At 66.9% G+C, this 26,604-nt stretch carries 27 protein-coding genes, 1 tRNA gene and 1 pseudogene; 12 read left to right on the top strand and 17 right to left on the bottom strand.

Annotated features, from left to right (window positions below; genetic code table 11):
* Both ACVFYP_RS16435 and ACVFYP_RS16440 read left to right on the top strand, forming a co-directional pair.
* Positions 1–248: DUF2274 domain-containing protein (locus ACVFYP_RS16435; RefSeq protein ID WP_499201286.1), on the top strand; the 248-nt coding region annotated here is incomplete at its 5' end.
* 265 nt (positions 249–513) lie between these two features.
* A complete protein-coding gene (locus ACVFYP_RS16440) occupies positions 514–702 on the top strand; it encodes a helix-turn-helix transcriptional regulator (RefSeq protein WP_499201287.1) in 189 nt (62 codons plus the stop codon).
* A gap of 109 nt (positions 703–811) precedes the next feature.
* Here ACVFYP_RS16440 and ACVFYP_RS16445 read toward each other — a convergent pair whose 3' ends face one another.
* The 5 genes from ACVFYP_RS16445 to ACVFYP_RS16465 all read right to left on the bottom strand — a co-directional run bounded on the left by ACVFYP_RS16445 (position 812) and on the right by ACVFYP_RS16465 (position 6,697).
* Positions 812–2,068 carry a tyrosine-type recombinase/integrase gene (locus tag ACVFYP_RS16445; protein ID WP_499201288.1) on the bottom strand — a complete coding sequence of 419 codons (1,257 nt, stop codon included), beginning with the start codon at positions 2,066–2,068 and terminating at the stop codon, positions 812–814.
* 317 nt (positions 2,069–2,385) lie between these two features.
* Entirely contained in the window at positions 2,386–3,981 is a 1,596-nt protein-coding gene (gene guaA, locus ACVFYP_RS16450) for a glutamine-hydrolyzing GMP synthase (protein ID WP_499201289.1), read from the bottom strand.
* A gap of 95 nt (positions 3,982–4,076) precedes the next feature.
* The gene (locus ACVFYP_RS16455; protein WP_499201290.1) at positions 4,077–4,685 is read right to left on the bottom strand and encodes a calcium-binding protein; all 609 of its coding nucleotides are present in this window, start codon (positions 4,683–4,685) and stop codon (positions 4,077–4,079) included.
* Between the two features lie 108 nt (positions 4,686–4,793).
* Entirely contained in the window at positions 4,794–5,387 is a 594-nt protein-coding gene (locus ACVFYP_RS16460) for a GNAT family N-acetyltransferase (protein WP_499201291.1), read from the bottom strand.
* A complete protein-coding gene (locus ACVFYP_RS16465; protein WP_499201292.1) occupies positions 5,384–6,697 on the bottom strand; it encodes an RsmB/NOP family class I SAM-dependent RNA methyltransferase in 1,314 nt (437 codons plus the stop codon). Before ACVFYP_RS16465 ends, ACVFYP_RS16460 begins: the two co-directional genes overlap by 4 nt.
* Positions 6,698–7,015: 318 nt before the next feature.
* On the opposite strand from ACVFYP_RS16465, the gene ACVFYP_RS16470 reads away from it, so the two are divergent.
* On the top strand, positions 7,016–7,522 hold the full coding sequence (locus ACVFYP_RS16470; protein ID WP_499201293.1) for a hypothetical protein: 507 nt from the start codon (positions 7,016–7,018) through the stop codon (positions 7,520–7,522).
* Positions 7,523–7,596: 74 nt separating this feature from the next.
* Here the strand turns inward: ACVFYP_RS16470 and guaB are convergent, their stop codons facing one another.
* The 4 genes from guaB to ACVFYP_RS16490 all read right to left on the bottom strand — a co-directional run bounded on the left by guaB (position 7,597) and on the right by ACVFYP_RS16490 (position 11,707).
* Positions 7,597–9,123 carry an IMP dehydrogenase gene (gene guaB, locus ACVFYP_RS16475; protein WP_499201294.1) on the bottom strand — a complete coding sequence of 509 codons (1,527 nt, stop codon included), beginning with the start codon at positions 9,121–9,123 and terminating at the stop codon, positions 7,597–7,599.
* A gap of 80 nt (positions 9,124–9,203) precedes the next feature.
* On the bottom strand, positions 9,204–9,920 hold the full coding sequence (locus tag ACVFYP_RS16480; RefSeq protein WP_499201295.1) for an RlmE family RNA methyltransferase: 717 nt from the start codon (positions 9,918–9,920) through the stop codon (positions 9,204–9,206).
* An 85-nt stretch (positions 9,921–10,005) separates the two neighbouring features.
* The gene (locus ACVFYP_RS16485; protein ID WP_499201296.1) at positions 10,006–10,491 is read right to left on the bottom strand and encodes a helix-turn-helix domain-containing protein; all 486 of its coding nucleotides are present in this window, start codon (positions 10,489–10,491) and stop codon (positions 10,006–10,008) included.
* Between the two features lie 109 nt (positions 10,492–10,600).
* Positions 10,601–11,707 carry a Ppx/GppA phosphatase family protein gene (locus tag ACVFYP_RS16490; RefSeq protein ID WP_499201297.1) on the bottom strand — a complete coding sequence of 369 codons (1,107 nt, stop codon included), beginning with the start codon at positions 11,705–11,707 and terminating at the stop codon, positions 10,601–10,603.
* Between the two features lie 191 nt (positions 11,708–11,898).
* Between ACVFYP_RS16490 and ACVFYP_RS16495 the strand changes: the two genes are divergently transcribed.
* Positions 11,899–11,972, top strand: a tRNA-Gln gene (locus tag ACVFYP_RS16495).
* A gap of 254 nt (positions 11,973–12,226) precedes the next feature.
* Here the strand turns inward: ACVFYP_RS16495 and ACVFYP_RS16500 are convergent.
* Both ACVFYP_RS16500 and ACVFYP_RS16505 read right to left on the bottom strand, forming a co-directional pair.
* Positions 12,227–12,967 (bottom strand): hypothetical protein, encoded by a 741-nt coding sequence (locus ACVFYP_RS16500; RefSeq protein ID WP_499201298.1) that lies wholly within the window; start codon positions 12,965–12,967, stop codon positions 12,227–12,229.
* A 103-nt stretch (positions 12,968–13,070) separates the two neighbouring features.
* On the bottom strand, positions 13,071–15,416 hold the full coding sequence (locus tag ACVFYP_RS16505; RefSeq protein WP_499201299.1) for a PAS domain-containing protein: 2,346 nt from the start codon (positions 15,414–15,416) through the stop codon (positions 13,071–13,073).
* 243 nt (positions 15,417–15,659) lie between these two features.
* Between ACVFYP_RS16505 and ACVFYP_RS16510 the strand changes: the two genes are divergently transcribed.
* Together ACVFYP_RS16510 and ACVFYP_RS16515 are read left to right on the top strand one after the other, a co-directional pair.
* Positions 15,660–16,013 (top strand): ArsC family reductase, encoded by a 354-nt coding sequence (locus tag ACVFYP_RS16510; protein WP_499201300.1) that lies wholly within the window; start codon positions 15,660–15,662, stop codon positions 16,011–16,013.
* A 74-nt stretch (positions 16,014–16,087) separates the two neighbouring features.
* Positions 16,088–17,371, top strand: coding sequence for an ArgE/DapE family deacylase (locus tag ACVFYP_RS16515; RefSeq protein WP_499201301.1), 1,284 nt, complete (start codon positions 16,088–16,090; stop codon positions 17,369–17,371).
* Positions 17,372–17,462: 91 nt separating this feature from the next.
* On the opposite strand, the pseudogene ACVFYP_RS16520 reads toward ACVFYP_RS16515, so the two are convergent.
* A pseudogene (locus tag ACVFYP_RS16520) lies at positions 17,463–17,570 on the bottom strand (IS5/IS1182 family transposase); the annotation flags it as partial.
* A gap of 147 nt (positions 17,571–17,717) precedes the next feature.
* Between ACVFYP_RS16520 and ACVFYP_RS16525 the strand changes: the two are divergent.
* Complete coding sequence (locus ACVFYP_RS16525) at positions 17,718–18,818, top strand: SGNH/GDSL hydrolase family protein (RefSeq protein ID WP_499201302.1); 1,101 nt, start codon at positions 17,718–17,720, stop codon at positions 18,816–18,818.
* Positions 18,819–18,898: 80 nt separating this feature from the next.
* Here ACVFYP_RS16525 and ACVFYP_RS16530 read toward each other — a convergent pair whose 3' ends face one another.
* The 3 genes from ACVFYP_RS16530 to ACVFYP_RS16540 form a co-directional block, all read right to left on the bottom strand.
* Positions 18,899–19,396: a cupin domain-containing protein gene (locus ACVFYP_RS16530; protein WP_499201303.1), complete on the bottom strand. Its 498-nt coding sequence runs from the start codon at positions 19,394–19,396 to the stop codon at positions 18,899–18,901.
* A 12-nt stretch (positions 19,397–19,408) separates the two neighbouring features.
* Positions 19,409–20,380 (bottom strand): Bug family tripartite tricarboxylate transporter substrate binding protein, encoded by a 972-nt coding sequence (locus ACVFYP_RS16535; protein ID WP_499201304.1) that lies wholly within the window; start codon positions 20,378–20,380, stop codon positions 19,409–19,411.
* 84 nt (positions 20,381–20,464) lie between these two features.
* On the bottom strand, positions 20,465–20,845 hold the full coding sequence (locus ACVFYP_RS16540; protein ID WP_499201305.1) for a hypothetical protein: 381 nt from the start codon (positions 20,843–20,845) through the stop codon (positions 20,465–20,467).
* Positions 20,846–21,229: 384 nt separating this feature from the next.
* Here ACVFYP_RS16540 and ACVFYP_RS16545 point away from each other — a divergent pair, with 384 nt between their 5' ends.
* From ACVFYP_RS16545 to ACVFYP_RS16565, 5 genes are all read left to right on the top strand, one after another.
* Positions 21,230–23,089, top strand: a complete 1,860-nt coding sequence (locus tag ACVFYP_RS16545; RefSeq protein WP_499201306.1) for a ribonucleoside-diphosphate reductase subunit alpha — start codon at positions 21,230–21,232, stop codon at positions 23,087–23,089.
* Complete coding sequence (locus tag ACVFYP_RS16550; RefSeq protein ID WP_499201307.1) at positions 23,080–23,289, top strand: hypothetical protein; 210 nt, start codon at positions 23,080–23,082, stop codon at positions 23,287–23,289. Before ACVFYP_RS16545 ends, ACVFYP_RS16550 begins: the two co-directional genes overlap by 10 nt.
* A gap of 25 nt (positions 23,290–23,314) precedes the next feature.
* Positions 23,315–24,370, top strand: a complete 1,056-nt coding sequence (locus ACVFYP_RS16555; protein ID WP_499201308.1) for a ribonucleotide-diphosphate reductase subunit beta — start codon at positions 23,315–23,317, stop codon at positions 24,368–24,370.
* A 57-nt stretch (positions 24,371–24,427) separates the two neighbouring features.
* A complete protein-coding gene (locus tag ACVFYP_RS16560) occupies positions 24,428–25,102 on the top strand; it encodes an SCO family protein (protein WP_499201309.1) in 675 nt (224 codons plus the stop codon).
* A gap of 105 nt (positions 25,103–25,207) precedes the next feature.
* On the top strand, positions 25,208–25,492 hold the full coding sequence (locus tag ACVFYP_RS16565; protein ID WP_499201310.1) for a hypothetical protein: 285 nt from the start codon (positions 25,208–25,210) through the stop codon (positions 25,490–25,492).
* Between the two features lie 3 nt (positions 25,493–25,495).
* Here ACVFYP_RS16565 and ACVFYP_RS16570 read toward each other — a convergent pair whose 3' ends face one another.
* Positions 25,496–26,224 carry a tRNA1(Val) (adenine(37)-N6)-methyltransferase gene (locus ACVFYP_RS16570; RefSeq protein WP_499201311.1) on the bottom strand — a complete coding sequence of 243 codons (729 nt, stop codon included), beginning with the start codon at positions 26,222–26,224 and terminating at the stop codon, positions 25,496–25,498.
* A complete protein-coding gene (locus ACVFYP_RS16575) occupies positions 26,211–26,429 on the bottom strand; it encodes a putative signal transducing protein (RefSeq protein WP_499201312.1) in 219 nt (72 codons plus the stop codon). The genes ACVFYP_RS16570 and ACVFYP_RS16575 overlap by 14 nt, the downstream gene beginning before the upstream one ends.
* Positions 26,430–26,604: the final 175 nt, after the last annotated feature.

Raw genomic sequence — 26,604 nt, forward strand, 5'->3', positions numbered from 1 at the left:
GATTTGGTGCTCGAACCCTACAGGAACTGACTATGGCCAAGCTGAAACTCGGCCCGATCGCCGACGACAAACCTGTGAAGGTCGCCTTGGAGCTGCCCGCCGCGCTCCATCGCGATCTTACAGAATACGGCCGCCTGCTAGCCGAGGGCGGCGAACCCATCGAGCCCGCTAAGCTGATCGTGCCAATGCTCGAACTCTTCATCTCGACCGATCGCGGCTTCGCTAAGGCCCGGCGCAGCATCGGCTGAGCCCATGCCCGCGGGTCGTACCGGCGATGCTGTTATGCTCCCGCCGCGCCCATTCCGCTCTCACCAGCATAATCACCGTACGATATGCGGTGATTAGCGCCCCTATCACCGCACACGTCATGCGAACCCGGTTGGGGTGCCGTGCGCGAGCGAACGCGAATGCGGCACGCTACCGGCGGCCGATCCTTCGCCATGGTTCGCTAGACGCCGAGAATGCAGCCAAGTCGCTACCCCGGCCACATTAAAGGAGGTTTGGAATGAACACATGGAACGACAGGATCGCAAACGGTGTGGCTGGGCGATGAGCCAGACACCGGCCCCTCTCAACAAACGCACCATCCGCAGGCACCAGCTTCGACAGATCGTTCCCCTGGCCGACACGACCATCTACGACATGGAGCAGCGCGGCGAGTTTCCGCAGCGCTTCTATCTGACATCTCGAACCGTCGTATGAGACCTCGGCGAAGTGGAGGCTTGGCTTGAAGAACGCCGTCGAGCCTCCAAGGCGAAGACCGCCAAGCGTGCCCCCGCACCCGACGTCACGCTCAGGAAGACCCGTCCAGTCAAAGGTTAGGCTCCGGGGCCAGAAGGTCCATGGAGGCCGGATAGAGCGTTGGGGTGTATTTCTGACCGCCGACCCATGCGTCGATCAGATTGCCCCATTCCTGCATCATGTGGCGGCGCTGGTGCTCATACTCGGCCTTGTTATAGACGCCGCGCGAAGAACGCCCGTCCTCGTGCGCCAGGCACTTCTCGATCCAGTCTCTGTTGAAGCCCAGTTCATTGAGCAGCGTCGAGCCCGTGCGGCGAAGATCATGCACGGTGAACGGCTCCAGCGGCAGACCCGCCTTCTTGGCTTGCACGACGACCGCCGTGGTGACACGGTTGAAGGTCGCGCGCGACATCGGCGCATCCGCATCGTAGCGCGAGGGCAGCAGGTAGCGCGAATTGCCCGCACAGGTCTTGAGCGCGACGAGGATGTCCAGCGACTGTTCGCACAGATAGACGTTGTGCGGCTTGGAACGCTTCATCCGCTCCTTCGGGATCGACCACACCGCATTCTCGAAGTCGACTTCATCCCACACCGCGTCCTGCAACTCGCTCTTGCGAACCATTGTAAGCAGGATCAGCTTCAAGCCGAGCCGGATGGTCGGCAGCGTAGCCACATGCTCTAGCTGGCCGAGCATCACCCGAATTTCAGCGGGCGAAAGCGAGCGGTCCTTGGGAACGAAGGTCGCGATCGACGCCGGCCCGACCTCTTCGGCGGGGTTCGCCACCTTCTCCCCGTGCAGCTTCGCGAAGGCAAAGACCAGCTTCACAATGTCCCGGACATGGACCGCCGTGGCTGGCGCTCCCCGCTTCTTCACTTTGTCGCACATCGCCCGAAGATCTTCGGGCGTGATTTCCGTCAGCAACCGATTGCGGAACGTCGGCAGTATATCGCGCTCGTAGATCGAGCGGCGCATCGCGCGAGTGCTTTCGGCCATCCGGTGCTCTTGCAGCCAGCGTTCGCCAAACTCGCCAAAGCTCTTTGCTTCCTTGATGCGGCGCTTCTCGCGCTGCTTCTCCTGGGCGGGCGACCGCCCCTCCTGAATCGAGCGCTGTGCGTCGATTAGCTTTTCCCGAGCACGGGCGAGAGAAAGGCCCGCTGGCCCGTATCGGCCGAGGGTCAAGGTCTCGCGTCGACCGTGCATACGGTAGTCATAGCGGAACACGACGGCGCCCGACGGGTTCACGACGACATACATACCGTCACGGTCAGTGACCTTGTATAATTTGTCCTTTGGTTTCAGTGCCTTGATTGCCGCATCGGTAAGCATCAGCCCCTCCTAGATCGTTCAAAAACGCCAGAGAGCCCCTAAAAATACCGTCAGGCCAAAATCGACCAATCCAGACGGCGAATTTTCCTTTATTCTCAACGGAATAAGGTCAAAAAAATACCGTCACAAGCTCTCTTAGCCATGACGGTATATGCAATTCCGCGATGTCACAAGGCGCCCCATACCGTCAGCTCCGCCGTCGATCGCGAGGCTTGCTCAGCGATTGACGGCGAAAGGCGTTGGAAAGAAAATTGTTTATTTTCAATGTGTTGTAGAGGGAAATCGGCGGCTATCGGCGGCGTTTGGGTAGGCGCGAATTATTCCCACTCGATCGTACCCGGCGGCTTGCTGGTGATGTCGTAGGTCACGCGGTTGATGCCGCGCACCTCGTTCACGATGCGCCCCGCCACGCGGGTCAGGAATTCCATGCTGAACGGGTAGACATCCGCCGTCATGCCATCCGTGCTGGTCACGGCGCGCAGCGCGCAGGCGGAATCGTAGGTGCGGCCATCGCCCATCACGCCCACGGTCCGCACCGGCAGCAGCACGGCAAAAGCCTGCCAGATCGCGTCGTAGAGGCCGGCGTTGCGGATTTCCTCCAGGTAGATGGTGTCCGCGTGTCGCAGGATATCCGCCTTCTCCCGCGTCACTTCGCCAGGGATGCGGATGGCGAGGCCCGGGCCGGGGAAGGGGTGGCGGCCGACGATGACCTCCGGGATGCCGAGTTCGCGGCCGAGCACGCGGACCTCGTCCTTGAACAGGTCGCGCAGCGGCTCCACCAGCTTCATGCGCATGCCCTCCGGCAAGCCGCCCACATTGTGGTGCGACTTGATGGTGACGGAGGGGCCGCCGGTGGCGGAGACGCTTTCGATGACGTCGGGGTACAGCGTGCCCTGGGCCAGGAAGTCGGCGCCGCCGATCTTCTGCTGCTCCTCCTCGAACACCTCGATGAACAGCCGGCCGATGGTCTTGCGCTTCAGCTCCGGGTCGGTGACGCCGGAGAGCTGGCCGAGGAACAGCTCGCTGGCATCGCGATGCACCAGCTTGATGTTGAAGCGGTCGCGGAAGGTGGCGACGACCTGTTCCGACTCATTGGCCCGCATCAGCCCATGATCGACATAGATGCAGGTGAGCTGGTCGCCGATCGCCTCATGCAGCAGCACCGCGGCGACGGAGGAATCGACGCCACCGGACAGGCCGCAGACCACGCGACCGCTGCCGACCTGCGCGCGGATCTTCTCCACCATCTCGGCCCGGAAGGCGCCCATGGTCCAGTCGCCGGAACAGCCGCAGACAATATGCGAAAAGTTCTTCAGCAGGGCGGCGCCATGCGGGGTGTGGACCACCTCCGGGTGGAACATCGTCCCGTAGTAGCGGCGTTCGTCATTGGCGATGACGGCGAAGGGCGCGCCCTCGCTGGCGGCGACGACTCGGAAACCCTCGGGCAGGCGGGTGATGCGGTCGCCATGGCTCATCCACACCTGTTCGCGCGCGCCTGGCGCCCAGACGCCCTGGGTGATGGCGCAGTCGCCGGTCACGTCGATATGGGCGCGGCCGAACTCCCGCAGATGGCCGCCCTCCACCAACCCGCCGAGCTGATGCGCCATCACCTGCTGGCCGTAGCAGATGCCGAGAATCGGCAGGCCCATCTCGAACACCGCCTGCGGCGCGCGGGGGCTACCCTCCTCGGTCACGCTGGCCGGCCCGCCGGAGAGGATGATGCCCTTGGGGGCGAAGGCGCGGATGCGCGCCTCGGGAGCCGCGTTGAACGGCCAGACCTCGCAATACACCCCGGATTCGCGAAGCCGGCGCGCGATGAGCTGCGTCACCTGGCTGCCGAAATCGAGGATGAGGATGCGGTCGTGGTGCTGCGCGACCGGGGCGGATGCGGCGTCGGGGGCGGCCTGTGTCATGGCGCCTATCAGCACAGGCCGGCCAGCACGACAAGCCGTTTCGACGCCACCCAGGGCTGCGCCGGGCGGGGCGCTGCCCCACCCGGCGCGGCGGGTCACCCGGCGAGGGTGATCTGTTCCATCTCGAAGAACCGCACCACCTCGCCATTCACCGTGAACTGGCCATTGGCGGGGCCGTGGAAGACGATGGCATTGCCGGTGATGGTGTAGCTGCTGCCGTCATACATCTGCAGCCCGGCCTGCAACTGCTCCATGGTCACGCCTTGCAGCATGACGTTGTCGGCACCATTGCCGCCATGCAGCTCGTCATTGCCGTCGCCGGCCTGCCACCAGAAGGTGTCGCTGCCCTCGCCGCCGAAAACCTTGTCGCCATGCCCGGCGCCGCCGCGCAGATGGTCGTGGCCGTCGCCGCCATGCAGCTCATCCGTGCCGGCGCCACCCAGCAGCAGGTCGTTGCCCTCGCCGCCGAACACCTTGTCGTCGCCGGCGCCGGCATCCACGAAGTCATCGCCGCTGCCGGCATGCACCTCATCCTGGCCACCGCCGCTGCTGATGGTGTCATTGCCACCGGCGCCGAAGACCTTGTCCATGCCGTCGCCGGTGGCCAGGTGGTCGCCGCCCTCCGTGCCGAAGCGGTCGGTGAAGCTGCCGCCGGTCACCCGGTCCAGCGCCTCGGGGGGAATGATCTTCGCCTGTTCAGCCATCGGAACCTCCTCTGCCTGTCCGTCTCGATAACGGAACGCTAGGGCAGGGTGGGCAGGGCGCCTAGCGGGGCGATTCCTCTCGGCGGCATAGGCAGGGGCGATGACCGCTCAGTCGCCCTCGCGCAGGCGGCCTTCCGGCACTGGGGCGGTGGCCGCCAGCAGGGTGTCGATCGGGTCCCAGACCATGGCGATCTGCTCGACGGGCTGATTGCCGACGCGGATGGTCTCCCGCATCGCGGTCCTGCCGCCCAGATGGCGGTAGAAGAAGCGGCTCGGATTGGCTTCCAGCACCCAGGCGAGGACGGACTGGCAGCCGATGGCGCGCAGATGGGCGGCCATGGCGCGCATCATGCGCCGGCCGCAGCCGCGCTCCCGATGGTCATCCAGCACATAGAGGGTCTCCACCTCGCCCTCCGCCAGACCGCCGCGACGGGCGCGACCGCCGGAGGCGAAACCCACCACACTGGGCTCCCCGTTGGCTTCCCCGGCCTGATGCGGCGACCCCACCGTGGCGACGAAGACCGCATGGCCGCCGCGCCGGTCCAGGATGGCACGGTGGTAGAAGCCGGCGAGGCGGGGTTCGGACAGGCTGGCCAGATAGCCGTCCCGCAGCATGCCGGCATAGGCGCTGCGCCAGGCGGCCACATGCACCGCGGCGATCGCCGCCGCATCACCCGGCCGGGCGCGGCGGATGGCGATCATGAAGCCCGCCTTTGCAGCACCGCGGCGAAGAAGCCGTCCGTGCCGTGGCTGTGCGGCGACAGCGCCATATAGGGGCCGGGGCAGGGGGCGGCGATGTCGGGGCGAACCGCCGGCCACAGCGCCGCGAAGGGCAGTGGCGTGAAGTCGGGGTGGCGTTCCAGGAAGCCCGCCATCTGCATCTCATCCTCTTCCGGCAGCAGCGAGCAGGTAGCGTAGACCAGCCTTCCGCCCGGGCGCACCAATTCAGATGCATCGTCGAGAATCATCGCCTGCTTGAGAACCAGCTCCGCCAGGTCGCGTCCATTGGTGCGGATCCGGGCATCCGGATTGCGCCGCCAGGTGCCGGTGCCGGTGCAGGGGGCGTCCACCAGCACACGGTCGAACTTGCGGGAACTGCGCTTGCGCCACTTGTCGCCGCTGGTCAGCAGGTGACATTCGGCATTGTGCACGCCTGCCCGGCGCAGCCGCTTGACCGCGCCTTCGAGACGGGAGGCGGAGGTGTCGCAGGCGACGATATGGCCGCGATTGCCCATGGTGGCGGCCAGCGCCAGGGTCTTGCCGGCGGCGCCGGCGCAGTAATCGGCCACCCGCATGCCGGGCGCGGCCTCGGTCAGCAGGGCGATGAGCTGGCTGCCCTCGTCCTGGATTTCGATCAGCCCCTCCAGGAAGGGTTTCGTGGCGCTCACCGGCCGGCGGTCGGCGATCCGCATGCCCCAGGGGGAGAGCGGCGTGGCGGTGGCGGGAATGCCCTCCGCGGCCAGGGCGGCCAGCGCATCCTCCCGGCTGACCTTCAGGAGATTGGCGCGGAGATCGAGCGGCGCGGCCTGTTCCATGGCCGCTGCCTCCTCCGCCAGACGATCGCCGAAGCGGGTCAGCAGGCCGGGCATAGCCCATTCCGGCAGGTTCAGCCGCGGCCCGTCCGGCATCCGCGGCACCACCAGCGGGCGCCCGACGAGCTTGGCCAGCACGCCACGCTCCTCCTCCGAAAGGGGGGAGGCGGCGAAGCGCTCGCCGGAGAAGTTCTGGTCCACGCCGTCCAGCGTCCAACCCTCCGCCAGCAGCAGATGGCCGGCCAGCAGCAGCCGGGCAGAGGGTGCCGCGATGCCGAATTCGGAGAAATGCCAGGCGAGACGCAGCCGCTGCCGAATCGCGCCCCAGGCGCGTTCCGAGACATTGCGGCGGTCCGAGCCGCCGATGTAGCGGCGGGTGCGGAAGAAATCATTGGCGATGGCATCCGCCGGACGGCGGGGCGAGGCCTCGATGGCGGCGAGCAGGTCGATGGCGGCGGCGAGGCGGGCGGCGGGGGTCATGAGGGTATCCGGACGGGCCGCGCGCCGGGGCGGGATCGGGCCTGGGCGGGGGGCGGGAAGGGCAGGGGCGCAGGGCGCCAGCGAGGTTCGTCGGCGCAGCATAGCCGGTCCGTCGCCGCTTCGCGATGGCAGGCCAACTTTGTCATGCATCGCGCGCTTCAGACGCTGACTCGCGAAACTCTGTTTCGGATCATGAGCGTGGTTTCGCCATGATTTTTTCGTCAGCTCCCCCTACCCGCATGGGCCGAGGGTGGGATTTCGGCCTAGACTCAGCTCTCAAGCTCGCATCCAGCGAGCCAGAAAGGGGACCTGCCACACATGTTCAAATCCATTCTCGCCGCCGGCGCCGTCGTTGTCATGGTCGCCGGTGCCGCGGTGGCGCAGCAGAAGGGCGCACCCCCGCAGCAGGCGCAGCAGTTCCCCGATTGGCGGGCCCAGCCGCGCTACGCCACGATCAACCTGCGCGCCGGCTTCGAGCCCGACCCGCGCGAGGTTCCGGTCGAGGCCGGTGGCGATCGCGAGGCGACCAGCGTGGGCCCGGACTGCGCCGGCTGGATCGATTTCTCCAAGCCCGACGTCGACCTGAACTACACCTCGGGCCAGTACCCGCTGTATATTTCCGTTGCCGCCAATGTGGACACCACGCTGGTCGTCAATGATGCCGCCGGCAACTGGCACTGCAATGACGACATGGATGGCGTGAACCCCGGCATCATCCTGCGCAGCCCGCAGAGCGGCAATTACAACATCTGGATCGGCACCTTCGAGCGTGGCGCGCCGCAGCGCGCGACGCTGCGCATTTCCGAGGTTCCGCCCCAGCGCTGATGGCCAGGCGCTGACATGACGACGGCCCGGATGATCCCATCCGGGCCGTTCATCTCGCGTCGCTGTCAGGGCATTCAGCCTTCCAGGCGATAATTCGGCGCTTCCCGCGTCACCGCCACGTCATGCACATGGCTCTCGCGCAGGCCGGCATTGGTGATGCGGCGGAATTTCGCGCGCGTCTGCAGGTCGGGGATGGTGGCGGCGCCGGTATAGCCCATGGCGGCGCGCAACCCGCCGACCATCTGGTGGATCACTGTGCCGACCGGACCCTTATAGCCGACGCGGCCCTCCACGCCTTCGGGCACCAACTTCAACTTGTCCGCCACTTCCGCCTGGAAGTAGCGATCCGCCGAGCCGCGCGCCATGGCGCCGAGGCTGCCCATGCCGCGATAGGACTTGTACGACCGGCCCTGGTAGAGAAACACCTCGCCCGGCGCCTCGTCGGTGCCTGCGAAAACGCTGCCCATCATGACGCAATCCGCGCCCGCCGCGATCGCCTTGGCGACGTCGCCGGAGGAGCGGATGCCGCCATCGGCGATCGCCGGCACGCCGCGTTCGCGGCAGGCGGCCGCACTTTCCATCACCGCGGTCAGCTGCGGCACGCCGACGCCGGCGACGATGCGGGTGGTGCAGATGGAGCCTGGGCCGATGCCGATCTTCACCGCATCGGCGCCGGCCTCGATCAGCGCCAGCGCGCCTTCCGGCGTGGCGACGTTGCCGGCGACGATCTGCACGGAGTTCGACATCTTCTTGATGCGCTCGATGGCGCGCAGCACGCCGCCGGAATGTCCATGCGCGGTGTCGACCACCAGCACATCGATATCGGCGGCCACCAGCAGGCCGGCACGGTGGTAGCCGTCCTCGCCCACGCCGATCGCCGCGGCGGTGCGCAGGCGGCCCATCGGGTCCTTCACCGCATTGGGGTTGGCCTGGGCCTTGTCCATGTCCTTCACGGTGATCAGGCCGACGCAGCGATAGGCGTCGTCCACCACCAGCAGCTTCTCGATGCGGTGCTTGTGCAGCAGCTCCCGCGCCTTGTCCTTGGTGACATCGGCATCGGCCGTCACCAGGCCTTCGCGCGTCATCAGCTCATAGACCCGCAGATTGGGGTCGGTGGCGAAGCGCACGTCGCGGTTGGTGATGATGCCGACCAGCCGGCCGCTGCCGCGTTCCACCACGGGCACGCCGCTGATGCGATGGGCGTCCTGCAGGGCGCGCACCTCCGCCAGCGTCTGGTCGGGATGGATGGTGAGGGGATTCACCACCATGCCCGATTCGAACTTCTTCACTTGGCGGACCTGCGCGGCCTGGTCTTCCGGCGACAGGTTCTTGTGGATCACGCCGATGCCGCCGGCCTGGGCCATGGCGATGGCCATGTTGCCTTCGGTGACGGTGTCCATCGCCGCGGCGATCAGCGGGATGTTCAGCGAGATCTCCCGCGTCAGTTTCGTGCGAGTATCTGTCTCGCTGGGCAGCACGGTGGAATAGGCGGGGACGAGCAGCACGTCGTCGAAGGCATAGGCCTCCTCGAAGCGCGCGCGAAAGGCGGCCTCGCGATCGGTGGTACCCGTCTGGGCAGTATTTGTGTCTGGGGGCGCCATGGAGGGAACCTCTTTCGATCCGCTACCTTGGCGGCCCCGCCTACACCGCTTCCGGGGGCGGCGTCCATAGCGGAGACATGTCAGCTGCCATGTCCGATGGGGGCGCCTGCCCCGCGAAAGCCGGTGGCGACGACGTAAAGCTCCGCGCTGTCCTTGCGGCTGGCCGGTGGCTTGGCGTGGCGGACCGTGACGAAGTCCCGCTTCAGCGTGGCCAGGAAGTCCTTCTCCGACCCTCCGGCCAGGACCTTGGCGACGAAGCCGCCGCCCGGCGCCAGCACGCGACCGGCGAAATCCAGGGCGATCTCGGCCAGCGCCATGATGCGCAGATGGTCGGTGGCGTTGTGGCCGATGGTGTTGGGCGCCATGTCCGACATCACCAGATCGGCCTGGCCGTCCAGCGCGTCGAGCACCCGGCGCTCCGCCTCGGCCAGCTGGAAGTCGCCCTGCAGCAGGATGGCGCCGGGAATCGGGTCCACCGGCAGCAGGTCGATGCCCACGACGCGCCTGGCGCCGCGCGCCAGCGCCACCTGGGTCCAGCCCCCCGGCGCGGCGCCGAGATCGACCACGCGGGTTCCGGGTTTCAGCAGATGGAAGCGGTCATCCATCTGTTCCAGCTTGAAGGCGGCGCGGGACCGGAGGCCACGCGCCTTCGCCTCCTTCACATAAGGATCGTTGAGCTGACGTTCCAGCCAGCGCTGACTGCCGATGGTGCGGCCCTTGGCAGAGCGCAGGCGGTCGGCCAGCTGGCGCACGGGGCCGCGGCCCGGCTTTCCGGGGGGGGAGGGGGGTTTGGCCATGAGGAGGCTTTACGCCCTTGGCGCCTGTCCCGGAATGCTTTCGCGGCGCGCCGCCTGGATTTTACGACCTGGTGCGCGGGGAGGATTATTCCCCGTCGCGCCAGCGCTTCACGAAGGCACGGCCGATGCGGAGGGTCTTGGCGATGGCGGAGACGGACTTGCCCTCCGCCAGCATCTCCAGCGTCTTGGCCTTCTGCTCGTCGCGCGTCAGCTTCGCGGAGGCGGGCGCTGCCGGGCTCGGGGCTGCTTTCGGCGCGCTGGGGGCGGGCGCCGCTGCGCTCTCGACGGGCTCGGCCGGGCTGGCGGCGGCAGGCGCGGCATCGGCGCCGGCGGGCGCTTCCGCGGCGGTGAGCTGGTTGGCCAGGCAGTAGATGATGTGCTCCGGCACGGCACGGCCGTTCACCGTGGCATTGCGGATGACCAGGATCTTGCCGGAGCGCTCGATGGAGCCGGCTTCAATGACCTCACCCTGGGTGACACGAAACTTGTCAGAATCCGGCAGGTCGCGGCTGAACTTGTCTCGGTCAGCCTTAAGAAAGGTGTCGGTCGTGGCGGTCAGAAGATGCGGCATACGTAACCCTATCGAGCATATCACCGCCGGATGTTTAACACTTGGCCGTCGGCTTTCGAGGAGGTTTTACGGCAGCGGGTGATAAATTGCCACGGCGGGACGCCAGGGGTCACCCACAGCCCGGCCAGAACCGCCCCGGCCGGCGCTGCGCGCGATCCAGGCGCATCAGGCGTAGCAAAATTCCCTCCCGCAGCCCGCGATCGGCCACGGTCAGCCGTGGCACCGGCCAGACGCGGCGGATGGCGGCATAGACGGCGCAGCCGGGCAGCACGAAGTCCACCCGCTCCGGCCCCACGCAGGGATGCGCCGCCAGCCCGTCCCGGCCCAGCGCGAACAGGTCGCCTAGCGCCTGGTCCGCCACGCAGGCTTCCAGAACCTGGCCATCCACCAGCAGCCGGCGATAGCGCGGCAGGGCCATGGCGACGCCGGCGAGCGTCGTGACAGTGCCGGAGGTGCCCATCAGCCGCACCCCGCCGGCGCGGATTTCCTGGCCGATGCAATGCACCGCGTCGAAGCCGCGCAACCGCTCCGCCACCTCATCCACCACCGCATGGAACCCCGCTTCCGTGAAGCAGGAGGGGCCGCAGCGTTCGGAGAGGGTGACGACCCCCACGGGGACCGAGATGGTGCCGATCAGCTCCGGCAACCTCTGCCCCGGCACGATGCGAATCCAGGCGATCTCGGTGGAGCCGCCGCCGATGTCGAACAGCAGCGCGCGCCGGTCCCCGGCTTCCAGCAGGGGCGCGCAGCTTTCCATCGCCAGCTCCGCCTCCTCCCGCGCCGAGATGATGCGTAGGCGAAGGCCGGTCTCGGCCTCGACGCGGTTGAGGAAGGCCTGGCCGTTTTCCGCGCGGCGGCAGGCTTCGGTGGCCACCGCCTGCAAGGCCCGCACCGGGCGGCGCGCCAGCTTGGTGGCGCAGGCCTTCAGCGCCGCCATGGCCCGTTCCATCGCCTGTTCCGACAGCCGGCCGGTGGCGCCCAGACCCTCCCCGAGCCGGACGATGCGGCTGAAGCTGTCGATCACCCGGAAGCCGGCGGGGCCGTGGCCAGGGGTCGGGGTGCCCAGCAGCAGGCGGCAGTTGTTGGTGCCGAGATCCAGTGCCGCATAGGCGCCGGAGGCCGGATTCGGCTGCCAGCTCTCCACCCGGCCGGCCGCGGCGCCCAGATGGGCGGTCGGGCAGGCCGGGTGGAGGGGATAGGCTGCGTCGTCGGGCATGGCTCGCCATAGATGGGAAGTCCGGCGGCCCAGCCCCAGCCCCTGCATGGGGAGCAGGGCTGCGCCTGGGGCATGATCCGGCGGTCCGGCGACAGGGGCAAGGCATTTTGCGGCGCCGCATGTTGCCTGACCCAAAAACGCATGCTAGTTCGCCGCTCCCGACGAAAAGCGCCCCGGCGTGCTTCGCTCGGTGGGGGATAGTTTAACGGTAGAACTCCCGACTCTGACTCGGGCAGTCTTGGTTCGAATCCAGGTCCCCCAGCCAATCGGCCATAGGCCATTGATACTTCAGCATCATCATCGCTGAGCCTCGCATTCAGGCAGGGACGCCGCGAGCCGCGCTCTGCCATTGATCCTTCGCATCCGGGAAGCGGCGACCTGCCGTCGGCGCTGCGCCTGGCGGGTCAGGCGGGGATCGTCATGCCCCGTAGCGCCCACCGCCGAGTGGCCCCGCTTAGCTGCATTCCGCCGTCCAAAGCTGAGCTAAAGGGGCCTCCAGGGATTAGTAGGACCAGCTAGCTATGGCCCTTCTGCCGAGGTGGCCGAGTCAGTCGTACGGACTTCGTTAGCCGATTTGTTCCGATATCCGCCAACCTCGTAGACGATAGGGGGCCGACCCGGTGGTTCCGTGACTAACGTGAGCCGAATGGGGCGACCGCTCCCCGTGGCGTCCTTGCTGGGGAAAAGCAGGTCTTCCATAAAAATTTGGCCTGTCTGCGCTGGAGTGGCAGGAACAACCAAGTCGAACGGTGTGAATGCCGACGCATACGCGAGAATTGCGAAGGTGCCGCTGTTTTTCAATTTCGCTGCGTAAAGCACCGTTCGGCCAGTGCCCACCGTTAGATGTGTCAGCACGGAGGGCGGCTCCATGGTGATGACGAAATCCAGCACACGCGCTTCGTCCTCACCCGCCGGGTCAATCCAGTGAAGACGCTTCACCTTATTTGGCAGCGGCGCTGCGGTCTTGCCGGGTGGGTCGGATAGGTGAGATGTCGGGATAATCGCCGATAGCAACAGGGAAGCCTTCCCCGTTCCGAGCCCAGGGACGCTGTCGCGGCGCCAGCGGCGCATGCATCGATCACGTCCATCCGTCTGTTGATGCACTAATGCCCACCGGCAGGCGCCGCTACTGTGAAAGCTGAATTTCGCGATCTCGCCCATCGACCGTGTGAGCAAGTAAGCTTCATCGCCCTGCGTCCAGGCTTTCCAGACCGACGACTGCTTGCCGCCTTCCCGCCCTATTGCGAAACGAAAGGCCATGCCTGACCGCCATCACTGTTCGCGTATCGGATAGCGCACCGGCTCTCATGCGGCACGGGGCCAAACTCGGCGGTTGTTTGAGTTTAGCCAAGCATCGCGCCTTCTACGCGACCAGCACGCGCCCCGCCGGCATCGCCAGCGCCACCCGCAGCCCGTCCCCGCTCCAATCCCACTCCACCGTGCCGCCCAGCTGTGACCGCACCGTCGCGTCGACGACGCGCGACCCGAAACCGCGGCGGGCGGGCGCTTCCGGCAAGGGCGGGCCGCCGCTCTCGTTCCAGTTCAGCTCCAGCATGCTCTCCCGTAGCCGCCATTCCACGCTCAGCCGGCCACCGGTGCAGGACAGGGCGCCGTATTTCGTGGCGTTGGTCGCCAACTCATGCACCGCCATGGCCAGGGGCTGGATGGCGCCCGCGGCCAGCACCACCTCCGGCCCCTCCAGCACCACCCGCGGCGCATCGCCATTGGGCGCGCCGATGAAGGCCTCCAGCGTGCTTTGCAGAATCTGTCGCAGCGGCGTGCCGGCCCAGCTCGTCTCCGACAGCAGCGCCTGGGCGCGGGCCAGCGCGTCGATCCGGCCTTCCACCGCCTCGGCAAAGGCCGCGGCATCGTCGCGGGGCGTCAGGCGCAGCGCCGCCTTCACCACGGCCAGGGCGTTCTTCGCCCGGTGGTCCACCTCCCGCAGCAGCAGGAACTGGCGTTCCTCCGCCAGGCGGCGCGCTGTCACATCAACCGCGCCGCCGATCATCCAGGCGACCGTTCCGCTGATCGGATCGCGAGTCACCCGGCCGCGATCCCACAGCCATGCCCAGCCCCCATCGGCGCGGCTGACCCGGTATTCGATGGCATAGTGGCTCTGCGACCGGTCGGCGTTCAGACGCTGGATCTCCGCCTCCATCCGCGCCCGGTCCTCCGGATGCAGCCGCGCCATCCAGTCCTCGCCCGACAGCGCCACGGCGTCGCCGAGCAGCGAATTGGCGCCGGCGGTGCGTTCCACCTTGCCGGTCGCCATCTCCCATTCATAGACGAAGCCGGCCATGGCGGCGGTCGCGGCCTCGAAGCGGGCCTCGGCGCGGCGGCGTTCGGTGATGTCGATGTCGATGCCGACCAGGGTGGCGGGCGTGCCGCCCTCGGCGGGGTAGAGCCGGGCGCGGCGAAGCAGCCAGATCGCCTCCCGCCTTCCATCCGGCTGGCGGCGGAAGACGCGGAACTCGACGGAGATGGTGCCCTCCGTCAGCCCTGCGATCAGCGCATTGCGCAGCACCGGGCGGTCCTCCGGATGCACCACCGCCATGAAGCTGTCGAGCGTGGCCAGCCCGGCATCCTTCTCCGCATCCAGGCCGAGCAGGGCGAACATCTCCGGCGACCAATGCAGCGATTCGAGGTCCGGCTGCCAGGACCAGGCGCCGGCGCCGGCAGCCTGCTGGGCCAGGCGCAGCAAGCTTTCGCGCCCCCGAAGGTCGCGGGTGCGCGCCTGCACCCGCCGTTCCAGCGCGGCATGGGCCGTGGCCATCTCGCGATCCCGCCGCAGCAGGGCGCGGGCCAGCAGCAGCAGCAGCAGGGAGGATCCGAAGGACAGCAGAACCTGCGGCCCCACCACCTGGCGCCAGGCCTGCACCACCGTCTCGCGGTCCTGCACGGAGGCGGCATAGACCGGCCAATCGCCGCCGACGCGGCGCAAGGCCGTGATGCGCGGATTGGTGTCGAGGATCTGTTCCTCCTGCCGCTGCATGGCGTTCAGGATGGGGCTGTTCATCGCCAGGCGCAGCGTCTCCGGCGCATGGCCGCCAAAGCCGTCGGAGCGTGCCAGCAACACGCCGTCCGCGCGCAACAGCGCCACCCGCCCCTCCGGCCCCGGGGCCAGGGCGGTCAGGGCCGCATTGGCGTGGTCCAGATAGACCGCGGCGACCAGCACGCCGTCATAGGCGTCGGCCGCCAGGCCATTGCCGCTGTCGTGACGGCGCGTGGCGATCGAGAAGTAGGGCCGCTGGGTGTTACGGCCGACATAGACCTGGCTGACGAAGGCCCAGGGGGCGTCGGCGGCGCGCAGGGCCTGGTTGAAGTCGCGATCGGGATAGCTGTCATCCGGCGCGGGCGCGGGCAGCAGGTTGCTGGAGACCAGCGGCTGGCCCTCGCGGTCATAGGCAAAGATGTAGAAGGAGGCCTGGTCCGCCGGCTCCCGCTCCGCCGCCACCTGCGCCAGGGCGGCGTGCAGTTCCGGCTGGCGGGCGCGAATCTCGTCGTCGGCCAGTCCGGCGAGCAGGTCCTGCGTGCGCTCCAGCTTCAGCACCTGGCCTTCCAGCAGGCGCCGGGCATATTCGGCCGCGGCTTCCGCGGTGCGGGTGACCTCGACCGTAGCGGTGCGCCAGGCGGCATCCCAGGCGCGCCAGGCGGAAACGCCGCAGACCAGCAGCGGCGCCGCGACCGCAGCCGCGAGCCCCCATTGCATTGGGCTGCCGAGGCGCGGTCGGCGTGGCGGGTCCTGCGTCCGGACTTCGGGGGTGGGCGCGGAGCGGAGGACAGCCTTGTGCAAATGCGTTCCGTGGGATGACCGGGAGGGGATGGGCAAAGCTTCCCACCTTCGTCTTGGCCACTCAACTTAGAGTGAAGGCCGGCGGGACCCGGCCCTGCGGCGGGCTTTCCCGTCGCAGTGGCGCGATGTAGCCGCTTTCCGTCGAAAAGGAGATTCCTGATGACGGCGACCCCGATCCTGCATGGCATCCGCAACTGCGACACCATGAAGAAGGCACGCGCCTGGCTGGAGGCGCGGGGCGTGGCGCATGTCTTCCACGACTATCGCGTGGAGGGCGTGCCGCCCGGCTTGCTTGAAGCCTGGGTGGCCAGGCTGGGCTGGGAGGTGCTGCTGAACCGCGCCGGCACCACCTTCCGCAAACTGCCGGAGGCCGACCGGGAGGGGCTGGACGAGGCGCGCGCCATCGCACTAATGCGGGCGCAGCCAGCGCTCATCAAGCGGCCGGTGCTGGTGGCGGGTGAGCAACTGCTGGTTGGCTTCAAGCCGGAGGCTTACGCGGCCGCATTTGGCTGAACCTGGCCGCCTTGACGTGGCGGGGTGGCGGGCGACAGGGTCTGGCTCCCGCCTCCCGTCACGGAAGATGCCCGATGCCCGATCCCGCTCTGCTTGACCGCCTCCGCCAGCATGTGGAGGCCGGCTTCGCGCAGGAGACGGCCTTCCTGCAGGAGCTGGTGCGCTTCCCCAGCCTGCGGGGGCGGGAGGCGCCGTTGCAGGACTGGTTCGCCCGGCAGATGGCGGCGCGCGGCTATGCAGTGGACCGTTTCAGCCTGGCCGATGTGCCAGCGCATCCCAAGACCGCGCCGATGGTGGATGCCGACCCCGCCGCCAGCCTCCAGGTGGTGGCGACGCATCGCGCTGCGAATCCCACCGGGCGCAGCCTGATCCTGCAGGGCCATATCGACGTGGTGCCGGAAGGCCCGCATGAGATGTGGACGCATCCGCCCTTCGCCGCCGTGATCCGCGATGGCTGGCTCTATGGCCGGGGCGCGCACGACATGAAGGCAGGCGTTGCCGCCATGGTCTTCGCGCTGGACGCCATCCGCGCCGCGGGCCTGGAACCCGCGGCGGATGTGCATGTGCAGACGGTGACGGAGGAGGAAAGCACCGGCAATGGCGCGCTCGCCACGCTGCTGCGCGGTTATCGTGCCGAGGCCGCCCTGGTGCCTGAGCCCACGGGCCACACCATCACCCGGGCGCAGACCGGCACCATCTGGTTCCGCCTGAAGGTGCGCGGCGTGCCGGTGCATGTGATGGTGGCGCAGGATGGCAGCAACGCCATCATGTCCGCCTATGCGCTGATCAACGCCCTCTATGCGCATACCAAGACGTTGAACGAGGCTGGGCGGGACAATGCCTGGTTCGGCGGGCAGGTGCAGGACCCGATCAAGTTCAACCCGGGCATCATCCGAGGCGGCGATTGGGCCTCCTCCACCCCCGCCTGGTGCGAGGTGGATTGCCGCATCGGCCTGCTGCCCGGCACGACGCCGGAGGAGGCGATGGCGGGCGTCGAGGCGGCGGTGCGCGCCGCGGCGAAGGGCGATGCCTTCCTGGCCAACAACCCGCCCGAGGTCACGTTCCACGGGTTCCAGACCGATCCCTATGTGCTGGAACCGGGGTCGGAGGCGGAGGCGGTGCTAGCCTCGGCGCATGCGGCGGTGCATGGCGGCGACATGCCGGCGCGGCTGTCTACGGCGGTAAACGACACACGCTATTACGGCCTGTACTACGCGATTCCCGGTCTGTGCTACGGGCCGAAGGGGGAGATGGCGCATGGCTTCGATGAGAGGACCTCGCTGGAGGACCTGAAGACTTGCACCCTGACCATCGCGGCCTTCATCGCGGATTGGTGCGGGGTGCGCCCGGCGGCGTGAGCGCCGCGGCGCGGCTGCTGGGGCTGGCGTGAATGCAGCCCGCCCCAACTGCGTCACGCCGTGGTTCGAATGCAGGCCTCCTCGGGGGCGCTCCACATGCCGCCGGCGCGTCGCGCCAGCGCAGATCGTCGCGGCTGACGAAGACGATACCGCTCCCGACACGCCGATGATCGAGCCGGACGCGTCTCCCTGACTTAGGCGAAGGTCACCAGTCGCTCCATCTGGCGTCTGTCCGCCGGCAGGACCATTCGCCATGCCCTGCCTCTGAGCGCACCGCCTCACGAACCGTACCTGTCGCGCAAGAAACTTTATCGGCCCCGAACTCGGACGGCTCTCGGAGCGTTGCATGACCAGTTCTTGGTCATGCGGAGAGATCCTGATGAAGTTGTGTGTGTTCGGCGGATCTAATACCGCGATGAAAAGCGGTTATTTGTACGCGGCAGTTGAGCTCGCGCGACAGGAAACAGCCATTGAGCTCGACAACTATGCTGTTGGCGCAGCCTCAACCTTGCACGGATTGCAGCTTTCTCTCGACGTCTCCCTGAAGGACTATGACGCCTTTATCATTGAATACGTGATCAATGACTACAAGCTCTCGAACGACAGGGCCATCAACATGTGGCGGGGGGCCTATGAGGGTCTGATACGGAAAATTCTGGTACATAACCCGCGTGCGCGAATCCTTTCTGTTCTACTGGGTAGAAGGGATGCCAAATTTCATGTCAGGCAGGCTCGCATCAAGGAAGAGGCTATCCTCGTTTCGAAATACTATAATGTCGACGCGCTCGATGTCGATGGGGTGTTTCGCGATGAAGTTGGAAATGATCCGGCAGAGTTCAGCAAATTTTACTCGGACGGTTCCCATTATCGCCGCCCAGATATCAGCAATAGAATCGCGGAGATGGTCAGCGACTGGCTTCTTCAGAAGCCGGCCGCCGCGCCTGACTGGCCGAAGGAAAAAATGTTCCCATGGTCGTTCGAGAATTGTGAAAACCTGCATTTGGGGGCAAGCGCCGACCCATCCTGCGTAGAATTCTCAAACTCGATGTTGAAAGTGCAGACACGCAAGATCGATCCGGGAGAGGAGATTTTCATTGAAACCTCCTCTGCCGTGCTGGCCCTCAGCTTCATCGCAGTCAAACATGGTGGTGCTCTTCTGATCCAGGAAGCGGACCAGGAAAAAGTCGTGGTGTTCACGACGCATAAGGCCAATGTAAACGGCAAGTTTAATTTCCTGCTGCGCTCGCTTCCTTTCAGCTGGAAGGATGCCAGGTCCCTGGAAGGCAAGACAGCATCGGGAATGCGCCTGCGTGCCCTGACAGCCGAAGAATTGGAGGCTCATGCGGAATTCGTAAGGCCGCAATACAATATGGAGCCATCGCCCGTTGATTCACACGAGCAGGCGGTCTTCGTTCAAACTGTCATGCTCAGCGGGCGGGCCGCGTAAAGGCGGATAAAATCCGGATCTGATGGGGCCGTCGGGGGGGGGGGCGGGCAGGGCCGCTTCAGGGGCGGCCCTTGCAAAGGTCAGGGCGCCTTGTGGATCGGGTCCACCCAGGCCACCGCCTCCGGCTTCTCCACCGGCTCGATATCCAGGTTCACCACCACCGCCTCATTGTCCGAACGCACCAGCACGCATTCCAGCGTCTCATCCGTGCTGGCATTGATCTCCTGGTGTGGGACATAGGGCGGCACGAAGATGAAGTCGCCCGGGCCGGCCTCGGCCACGAATTCCAGCTTCTCGCCCCAGCGCATCCGGGCGCGGCCCTTCACGATATAGATCACGGATTCCAGCGCGCCGTGGTGATGCGCGCCGGTCTTGGCATTGGCATGGATATGCACCGTGCCCGCCCAGATCTTCTGGGCGCCGACGCGGGCAAAGTTGATGGCGGCGGCGCGGTTCATGCCCGGGGTCTGTGCCGTGTTCACATCCAGGCTGCCCGCCGGGATGACGCGGACGCCGGTATGCTTCCAGCCGTCATCCGGCGGCGTCTCATGGCTGTGGTCGTGTCCGTCATGCGGCATGGTGGTGTCTCCTCAATCAGCCCGCGCGCCCGAGGCGCGCACCAGCGGCAGCCACAGGTCGATCTCGGACTTCAGAAAATCCTCAAAGCGTTGCGGGGTCCAGCCGCGCATGGCGGGCGTGCCCATCTCATCGAAGCGCCGGCCGATGGTGGGGTCGGACAGCGCCTGTTCGATCGCCGCCGCCATCCGCATCACGATCGGCGCGGGCGTGCCAGCGGGGGCGTAGATCCCGTACCAGGAATAGGCCTTGTAGTCGCCCAGCCCGACCTCCCGCGCCGTCGGCACGTCCGGCACCTGCGGGCTGCGCTCATCGGTCGCGACGAAGATCAGCCGCGCCGAATCGGCCTGGTGGAAGGGCGCGAGGATGGACGGGATGTCGCTGGTGAAGGCGATTTCGCCCTGTTGCAGCGCCAGATAGGTCTGGCCCGGATTGCGATAGGGGATGTGTTCTGCCGTCGCCCCGATGCGCGACAGGAAGGCGGAGGAGGCGATATGGCCCGAAGTGCCGGCGCCTGCGCTGCCATAGGAGTACTTGCCCGGATTGGCCCGCAGCAGCGCGATGAACTCCTGGGCTGTCCGCACGCCAAGCTTGGTGGAGATCGCCATCCCGATCGGAATGAAGACCGTGGGTGCAACTGAAGAAAAGTCCTTCAGCGGATCATAGGGCAGGCGGCTGTAGAGCCCGATGGCCAGCGCCATGTTGGACACGGTGGCCAGCAGGAAGGTCTCGCCATTTGGCGGGGCCTTGGCCACCACATCCGCCCCCAGCGTGCCGCCGGCGCCGGGCCGGTTCTCGATCACCACCGTCTGGCCGAGAATCTCGCTCAGCTTGGGTGCCAGGACGCGGGTGGTGATGTCCGTGCCCCCGCCGGTGCCGAAGGGCACCACGATGCGGATCGGCCGGGTTGGCCAGGCCTGGGCCAGGCTGGGGGTGGCCAGTGCTGCGAGTGGCAGGGCCAGGGTGGTGCGGCGGGTCAGGGACATGGGGCAGGCCTTCGTCAGCTTCGCCCAATCAAAGCGCGCCGCGTGGCGTGGCGCATCCCCCTTGCTACAAGAAAGCGCCGGCGCTCAACCCGGCGGCGGCAGCACCGGCAGGTCGGACAGGTAAGGTTGCAGGGTGAGCGCATCCTGCCGCGCAACCGACACGCGCCGGACGGTGCCGAGGCATAGCCGCCCATCCGGCCCTGTCACAGCCTGGTACTGCCAGCCGGAGACGACACCCTCCGCCGCGAGTCGCCGGGCCAGACGTTCCACCTCGGAGCCTGGTTCATGCCCGGCCAGGTCCGACGCGATCAATCCCAGCAGCAGGTCGCCGCGCATTGTCATCAACCGAAACAGCCGTATCGCCGGCATGCTGCGCCGCGGCGCGGCGGCCAGGGGCGCGCCCAGCAGCAAACCCATCGCCAGGCGCGGCCAAAGTCCGGGGACGGGGCGTCGGGAGGCTGTCATGGAGGCTCCTTGGACTGCGGGAGCAGGGTGGCCGGTCCATGTTGCATCCGCATGTCGCGGCGAGTTTCGCGCGCTTCGCGGTGCAGCGGCGGGGCTGTGGATCGCGAGGATATCGGGGACGAGTCGCCTTGCCCGGCCCTTGGGACGGCGACCGCGCCGCTTTGGCCGGGACGCGCGCCGGGAAACGCGCTAAACTTGAACAAATTAAGAACACAGGTGGTGTGATCGCAAGCTTGGGAAAAATGCAACCCTGGATGTGTGGCGCACCTGTGGTAGGGTGATGGGTGTGGCAACACTACATCTTGTTGGCCGAGGGCTCCCCGGGGCATTCTTCGCCGCAGGGGAGTCGCTCCGTGTTTTGGGAGCCATTTCGGGGGATTGGTCGTGTTTGATGCAGTGCAACTTGAAGGCCATGGCCAGGTTCAGATCGACAGGTCCCGCGACTCGCTGCTGACCGATTTCGGTAAGGCGACCCTGGACGACCGCTACTTACTGCCAGGTGAATCCTATCAGGATCTTTTTGCGCGGGTGGCCTCGGCCTATGGCGACGACGCCGCCCATGCGCAGCGCATCTATGACTATATCTCCCGGCTCTGGTTCATGCCGGCCACGCCTGTGCTGTCGAACGGGGGTACAACGCGCGGGCTGCCGATTTCCTGCTTCCTGAACGAGGCCTCCGACAGCCTGGATGGCATCGTCGGCCTGTGGAACGAGAATGTCTGGCTCGCGGCCAAGGGCGGTGGCATCGGCTCCTACTGGGGCAATCTGCGCGGCATCGGCGAGAAGGTCGGCCGCAACGGCAAGACCTCCGGCGTCATTCCGTTCATCCGGGTGATGGACAGCCTGACGCTCGCGATCAGCCAGGGTAGCCTGCGGCGCGGCTCGGCCGCCTGCTACCTCCCGGTGAACCATCCGGAGATCGAGGAATTCCTGGAGATGCGCCGCCCGACGGGCGGTGACCCGAATCGCAAGGCGCTGAACCTGCACCACGGCGTGCTGCTGTCGGATGCCTTCATGCGCGCGGTGGAAGCGGATGAGGACTGGGCGCTGGTCTCGCCGAAGGACGGCGCGCTGATGCAGAAGGTCTCGGCGCGGTCGATCTGGATTCGCATCCTGACCGCGCGGATCGAGACCGGCGAGCCGTACATCATCTTCTCCGACCGCGTGAACGGTGCGCGGCCCGAGCACCACAAGCTGGCGGGGCTGGAGGTGAAGACCTCCAATCTCTGCTCCGAGATCACCCTGCCGACCGGCCTCGACCAGCATGGGATGGAGCGCACCGCGGTGTGCTGCCTGTCCTCGCTGAACTGCGAGACCTGGTTCGAGTGGAAGGACAATCCGCGCTTCATCCCGGATGTCATGCGTTTCCTGGACAACGTGCTGCAGAGCTTCATCGACAGCGCACCGGATTCGATGGCGCGCGCCCGCTACTCGGCGATGCGGGAACGGTCGGTTGGCCTCGGCGTGATGGGCTTCCACAGCTTCCTGCAGGCCTTGAACGTGCCCTTCGAGAGCGCGATCGCGAAGGTGTGGAACCTGCGGATGTTCAAGCACATCCGCGGCCAGGCCGATGTCGCCAGCCGCATCCTGGCGGAGGAGCGCGGGCCCTGCCCGGATGCCGCCGAATACGGCTTCATGGAGCGCTTCTCGAACAAGATGGCGATCGCGCCGACCGCGTCGATCTCCATCATCTGCGGCGGTGCCTCCCCGGGCATCGAGCCGATCGCGGCCAATGTCTACAACCACAAGACCCTGTCCGGCAGCTACATCGTCCGCAACATCCACCTAAAGAAGGTGCTGGCGAAGCATGGCATGGACGATGCCGACACCTGGACCAGCATCACGGTCAACAAGGGCAGCGTTCAGCACCTGGACTTCCTGACGGAGCAGGAGAAGGCGACTTTCAAGACCGCCTTCGAGCTGGATCAGCGCTGGGTGATCGAACACGCCGCCGACCGTACGCCCTATATCTGCCAGTCGCAGTCGGTGAACGTCTTCCTTCCAGCCGATGTCCATAAGCGCGACCTGCACCAGATCCACATGGCCGCGTGGAAGAAGGGCATGAAGTCCCTGTATTACTGCCGCAGCCTGTCCATCCAGCGCGCCGACACCATCTCCGAGAAGGTGGTCGGACAGTCTGACGTCATGACGCTGCATCAGGACAAGCCGGTTCGGAAACTGGCGGCGGCGCTGCCGCCTTCTGACAATGCCAATGACTACGAGGAGTGCCTTGCGTGCCAGTGAAGACCACCCGCAGCCCCGAAAGCCATCAGGTCGCCCGGCTGAAGGCGGCGCTGGAGGAGGATCTGGAACGGATGTTGCGCTGGCGCGGTCCGGTGACGGAGGTGCGTCGGCTTGTGTCGGAGCTCGACCGGATCGACCAGCAGCAGGGCCAAGCCAGTAGCCGTGCCGGCGGCCGCGGCCATGACCATATGGCCAGCTGAACTTCATTTTTCGTGAGATTGCCCCATGCCCGATGACGCGATGCCCGGTGCCGAACTGCCGATCCGCTTTGACCTGCTGACCGCCAACCCGGTCTACAAGCCGTTCCGCTACCCCTGGGCCTATGAGGCATGGTTGCAGCAGCAGCGCATTCACTGGCTGCCGGAGGAAGTGCCGCTCGCCGATGACGTGAAGGACTGGCAGAAGAACCTGACGCCGGGTGAGCAGAACCTGCTGACGCAGATCTTCCGCTTCTTCACCCAGGCCGACGTCGAAGTGAACAACTGCTACATGAAGCAGTATTCACAGGTGTTCAAGCCGACTGAAGTGCTGATGATGATGTCGGCCTTCTCGAACACTGAGACGATCCATATCGCCGCCTATTCGCATCTGCTCGACACCATTGGCATGCCGGAGATCGAGTACACGGCCTTCCTCAAATACAAGGAGATGAAGGACAAGTACGACTACATGCAGAACTTCTCGGTCACCTCCAAGACCGAGATCGCCAAGACCCTGGCCGCCTTCGGCGCCTTCACCGAGGGCCTGCAGCTTTTCGCATCATTCGCCATCCTCATGAATTTCCCTCGCTTCAACAAGATGAAGGGGATGGGCCAGATCGTTACCTGGTCTGTGCGCGACGAAACCCTCCACTGTCTCTCGGTCATTCGCCTGTTCCGCACTTTCGTGCAGGAAAACCCGGAGATCTGGACGCCGGCGCTGAAGCAGGAGCTTTACGACATCTGCTCCACCATCGTGGAGCATGAGGATGCCTTCATCGACCTCGCCTTCGAACTGGGCGGCGTGGAGGGTCTCGATGCCGCGCAGACCAAGCTCTACATCCGCTACATCGCCGACCGGCGCCTGCAGCAGCTTGGCCTCGAATGCCTCTACAACATCGAGAAGAACCCGCTGCCCTGGCTCGATGAGATGCTGAACGCGATCGAGCACACCAACTTCTTCGAGAATCGCGCCACCGAATACTCCCGCGCCAGCACCGGCGGCACCTGGGAGGAGGCCTTTGGCGACGCCACCTTCACCACGGCGCAGCCCGAAGGGGAGATCGCGCTGCCCCGCGGATGATGCCCCGTCGCGCGGCGGCCATGGACGGGGCGTCGCGCGGCGCCTATTTCAGGCGGCATGCTGATCGCGATTCGTGTCTGTGCCCTGATCCTCATCCTCATCCTCGGCGGCCTCTGGGGCGCCGCCTGGATGGGGCGTGACCCGGGGGAGGGGGTGGCGGACGCCTTTCTCCGCCGCATCGGCAGCTTCGTGGGGGCCGACATGCCGGCCCCGTCCGCGGGGGGAGTGCAACTGCCGCAGGGCCTGGCCTTGGGCGGACCGTTCAATCTGGTGGACCAGACCGGCCGCGCGGTGACGCAGGCCGATTTCGCCGGCCGCACGCTGCTGGTCTATTTCGGCTTCACTTATTGCCCCGATGTCTGTCCGACCGAGCTCGGCACCATCGCCGCCGCCATCGACGAAATGGGCGAACTCGGCGAACAGGTGACCCCGGTGCTCATCACCATCGATCCGGCACGCGATACGCCGGAGGCGCTGGCCGATTATGTCTCCCGCTTCCATCCGCGCATGGTGGGGCTGACCGGCACCGCGGAGCAGATCGCCGCCGCCGCCCGCGCCTATCGTGTCTTCTACGCCAAGGTGGAGCGGCCGGAGATGTCCGGCTATCTGATGGACCACTCCTCCTTCATCTATCTCGTCGGGCCGGATGGCCGGGTGCGCACGCTGTTCCGCCCCGAATCCACCCCGTCGACCATCGCGCGATCCGTCACGGCCCATCTGCGCGGGGCCTGACTCCCTTCCATCCGTCGCACGGGGAGGGTTTCGGCCAAGCTTAACACTGGCTATTGTCCGAACATGGCACCGGCTCCCGGTGCCGAACTGGGAGCCGCATTCTGCATGTCCGACGAGGAACGGGATCCGTCCGGCCGCGATGCAGGGCGAGCATCGTCCAATCCGCCCCGCCATACGCGACGGCTCTCCGACAAGATCCTGATCGCGTTCCACCACGCCTGTGACCAGGGCGACTTCGAGGTGGCCGAGGAGCTTCTTCGGATTCTGGAAATGATGCTGACGCGCCGACCAGTTTCCCCCGACGTCAATCGCCGCAAGAACATGGAAAGCCTGGTCGCGGCGCATGAGCGGCTGTGGCTGCTGCGCCACCCCGACGCCAACGAAAGCTGACGCTCAGAGGGCCAGCGCCGAGCCGTCCCGCAGGATGGGGCCGGCTGCTTCGCCCGGACCATGCAGGATCAGCCCGGGCAACACCCGTCCGGGTCCGCGCCCACCGCGCCGGCCGGCCAGAATCACGCGCTTGGCCGCGACTCCGGCACGCGGCCAGAGCGGCAGCAGCGCCGGGCTGCCACATCCGGCCTCCGCCAGCGCGGCCAGCCCCTCGGCGAATCGCGACGCCGGCAGCACCAGGGTGACGCTGCCGCGATGGCGGAGTGGGTGCGCCAGGAAGGCCGCCCAGGCGGCCAGGGGCACCGCCTCCGCATGGGTCGCACCAGCGCGCAGCGGGTCTGGCGGCGGCGTGCCATCGGGCCAGTAGGGCGGGTTGGCATAGGCATGGGCAAGCTGGGGCAGGGATCGTCGCAGCGCCGGGTCGGCCACATCGCCCTCCAGCACCGTCACCTGCGCGCCAAAGCCGTTCCGCGCCGCATTGGCCCGCGCCAGCTCGGCCAGCCCCGCATCGCGTTCCACCGCCACCACGCGCAGCCCCGGCACGCGGGCCAGCAGGCACAGGAAGGCGGCACCGCTGCCGCAGCCGGCCTCCAGCACCGTCTGGCCGGGCTTCGCCGGCACCGCGGCCGCCAGCAGCACCGCGTCATGCCCGGCGCGCAGCCCGGCGCGCGGCTGGTGCAGGCGCACCCGGCCGCCGAGCAGCGAATCCTCGGTCAGGTCAGCGAAGGCCATCCGTCTCCCCGGCCTCGACCAGAACCCTGCGGGCCTGGGTGGCCTGCTCCTCCGGCACCGCCAGGCGGCGGGGAAAGATGCCGATGCCGCCCTCGATCGAGCTGACATGGCCATCCAGCACCAGCGGCGCGCAGCCCGCATCACGCAGCAGCGCCATCAGGAAGGACAGGCGGATCGGGTCCGTGGTGGCCAGCAACACCTGCATCGCGCGACGCCCCCGCCTCGGCCGCATCCTTGCGGAATCGCGATGCCACCGCAGTTGAGCGGGCGGGCGTTTTGCCGCCAGCTTGCCCCCCGGGGGGGCGGTGGCTAAGTTGCCCGCCACTGGATTGAGGTCAAGACCGCGTGGATCTGCCTGTCGCGCCGAGCAAGGATGAAGC

This window comes from Roseomonas sp. F4, assembly GCF_053891155.1.

What these genes read in the sequence shown, in the direction of transcription:
- ACVFYP_RS16455 (WP_499201290.1), bottom strand. Translation starts at nt 4,685, where the DNA reads ATGGCTGAACAGGCGAAGATCATTCCCCCCGAGGCGCTGGACCGGGTG.
- ACVFYP_RS16480 (WP_499201295.1), bottom strand. Translation starts at nt 9,920, where the DNA reads ATGGCCAAACCCCCCTCCCCCCCCGGAAAGCCGGGCCGCGGCCCCGTG.
- ACVFYP_RS16515 (WP_499201301.1), top strand. Translation starts at nt 16,088, where the DNA reads ATGCCCGATCCCGCTCTGCTTGACCGCCTCCGCCAGCATGTGGAGGCC.
- guaA (WP_499201289.1), bottom strand. Translation starts at nt 3,981, where the DNA reads ATGACACAGGCCGCCCCCGACGCCGCATCCGCCCCGGTCGCGCAGCAC.
- ACVFYP_RS16490 (WP_499201297.1), bottom strand. Translation starts at nt 11,707, where the DNA reads ATGCCCGACGACGCAGCCTATCCCCTCCACCCGGCCTGCCCGACCGCC.
- ACVFYP_RS16540 (WP_499201305.1), bottom strand. Translation starts at nt 20,845, where the DNA reads ATGACAGCCTCCCGACGCCCCGTCCCCGGACTTTGGCCGCGCCTGGCG.
- ACVFYP_RS16500 (WP_499201298.1), bottom strand. Translation starts at nt 12,967, where the DNA reads ATGGCCTTTCGTTTCGCAATAGGGCGGGAAGGCGGCAAGCAGTCGTCG.
- ACVFYP_RS16510 (WP_499201300.1), top strand. Translation starts at nt 15,660, where the DNA reads ATGACGGCGACCCCGATCCTGCATGGCATCCGCAACTGCGACACCATG.
- ACVFYP_RS16560 (WP_499201309.1), top strand. Translation starts at nt 24,428, where the DNA reads ATGCTGATCGCGATTCGTGTCTGTGCCCTGATCCTCATCCTCATCCTC.
- ACVFYP_RS16440 (WP_499201287.1), top strand. Translation starts at nt 514, where the DNA reads ATGGAACGACAGGATCGCAAACGGTGTGGCTGGGCGATGAGCCAGACA.
- ACVFYP_RS16565 (WP_499201310.1), top strand. Translation starts at nt 25,208, where the DNA reads ATGTCCGACGAGGAACGGGATCCGTCCGGCCGCGATGCAGGGCGAGCA.
- ACVFYP_RS16530 (WP_499201303.1), bottom strand. Translation starts at nt 19,396, where the DNA reads ATGCCGCATGACGGACACGACCACAGCCATGAGACGCCGCCGGATGAC.
- ACVFYP_RS16485 (WP_499201296.1), bottom strand. Translation starts at nt 10,491, where the DNA reads ATGCCGCATCTTCTGACCGCCACGACCGACACCTTTCTTAAGGCTGAC.
- ACVFYP_RS16535 (WP_499201304.1), bottom strand. Translation starts at nt 20,380, where the DNA reads ATGTCCCTGACCCGCCGCACCACCCTGGCCCTGCCACTCGCAGCACTG.
- ACVFYP_RS16525 (WP_499201302.1), top strand. Translation starts at nt 17,718, where the DNA reads ATGACCAGTTCTTGGTCATGCGGAGAGATCCTGATGAAGTTGTGTGTG.
- guaB (WP_499201294.1), bottom strand. Translation starts at nt 9,123, where the DNA reads ATGGCGCCCCCAGACACAAATACTGCCCAGACGGGTACCACCGATCGC.
- ACVFYP_RS16555 (WP_499201308.1), top strand. Translation starts at nt 23,315, where the DNA reads ATGCCCGATGACGCGATGCCCGGTGCCGAACTGCCGATCCGCTTTGAC.
- ACVFYP_RS16570 (WP_499201311.1), bottom strand. Translation starts at nt 26,224, where the DNA reads ATGGCCTTCGCTGACCTGACCGAGGATTCGCTGCTCGGCGGCCGGGTG.
- ACVFYP_RS16465 (WP_499201292.1), bottom strand. Translation starts at nt 6,697, where the DNA reads ATGACCCCCGCCGCCCGCCTCGCCGCCGCCATCGACCTGCTCGCCGCC.
- ACVFYP_RS16445 (WP_499201288.1), bottom strand. Translation starts at nt 2,068, where the DNA reads ATGCTTACCGATGCGGCAATCAAGGCACTGAAACCAAAGGACAAATTA.
- ACVFYP_RS16505 (WP_499201299.1), bottom strand. Translation starts at nt 15,416, where the DNA reads ATGCAATGGGGGCTCGCGGCTGCGGTCGCGGCGCCGCTGCTGGTCTGC.
- ACVFYP_RS16470 (WP_499201293.1), top strand. Translation starts at nt 7,016, where the DNA reads ATGTTCAAATCCATTCTCGCCGCCGGCGCCGTCGTTGTCATGGTCGCC.
- ACVFYP_RS16460 (WP_499201291.1), bottom strand. Translation starts at nt 5,387, where the DNA reads ATGATCGCCATCCGCCGCGCCCGGCCGGGTGATGCGGCGGCGATCGCC.
- ACVFYP_RS16575 (WP_499201312.1), bottom strand. Translation starts at nt 26,429, where the DNA reads ATGCAGGTGTTGCTGGCCACCACGGACCCGATCCGCCTGTCCTTCCTG.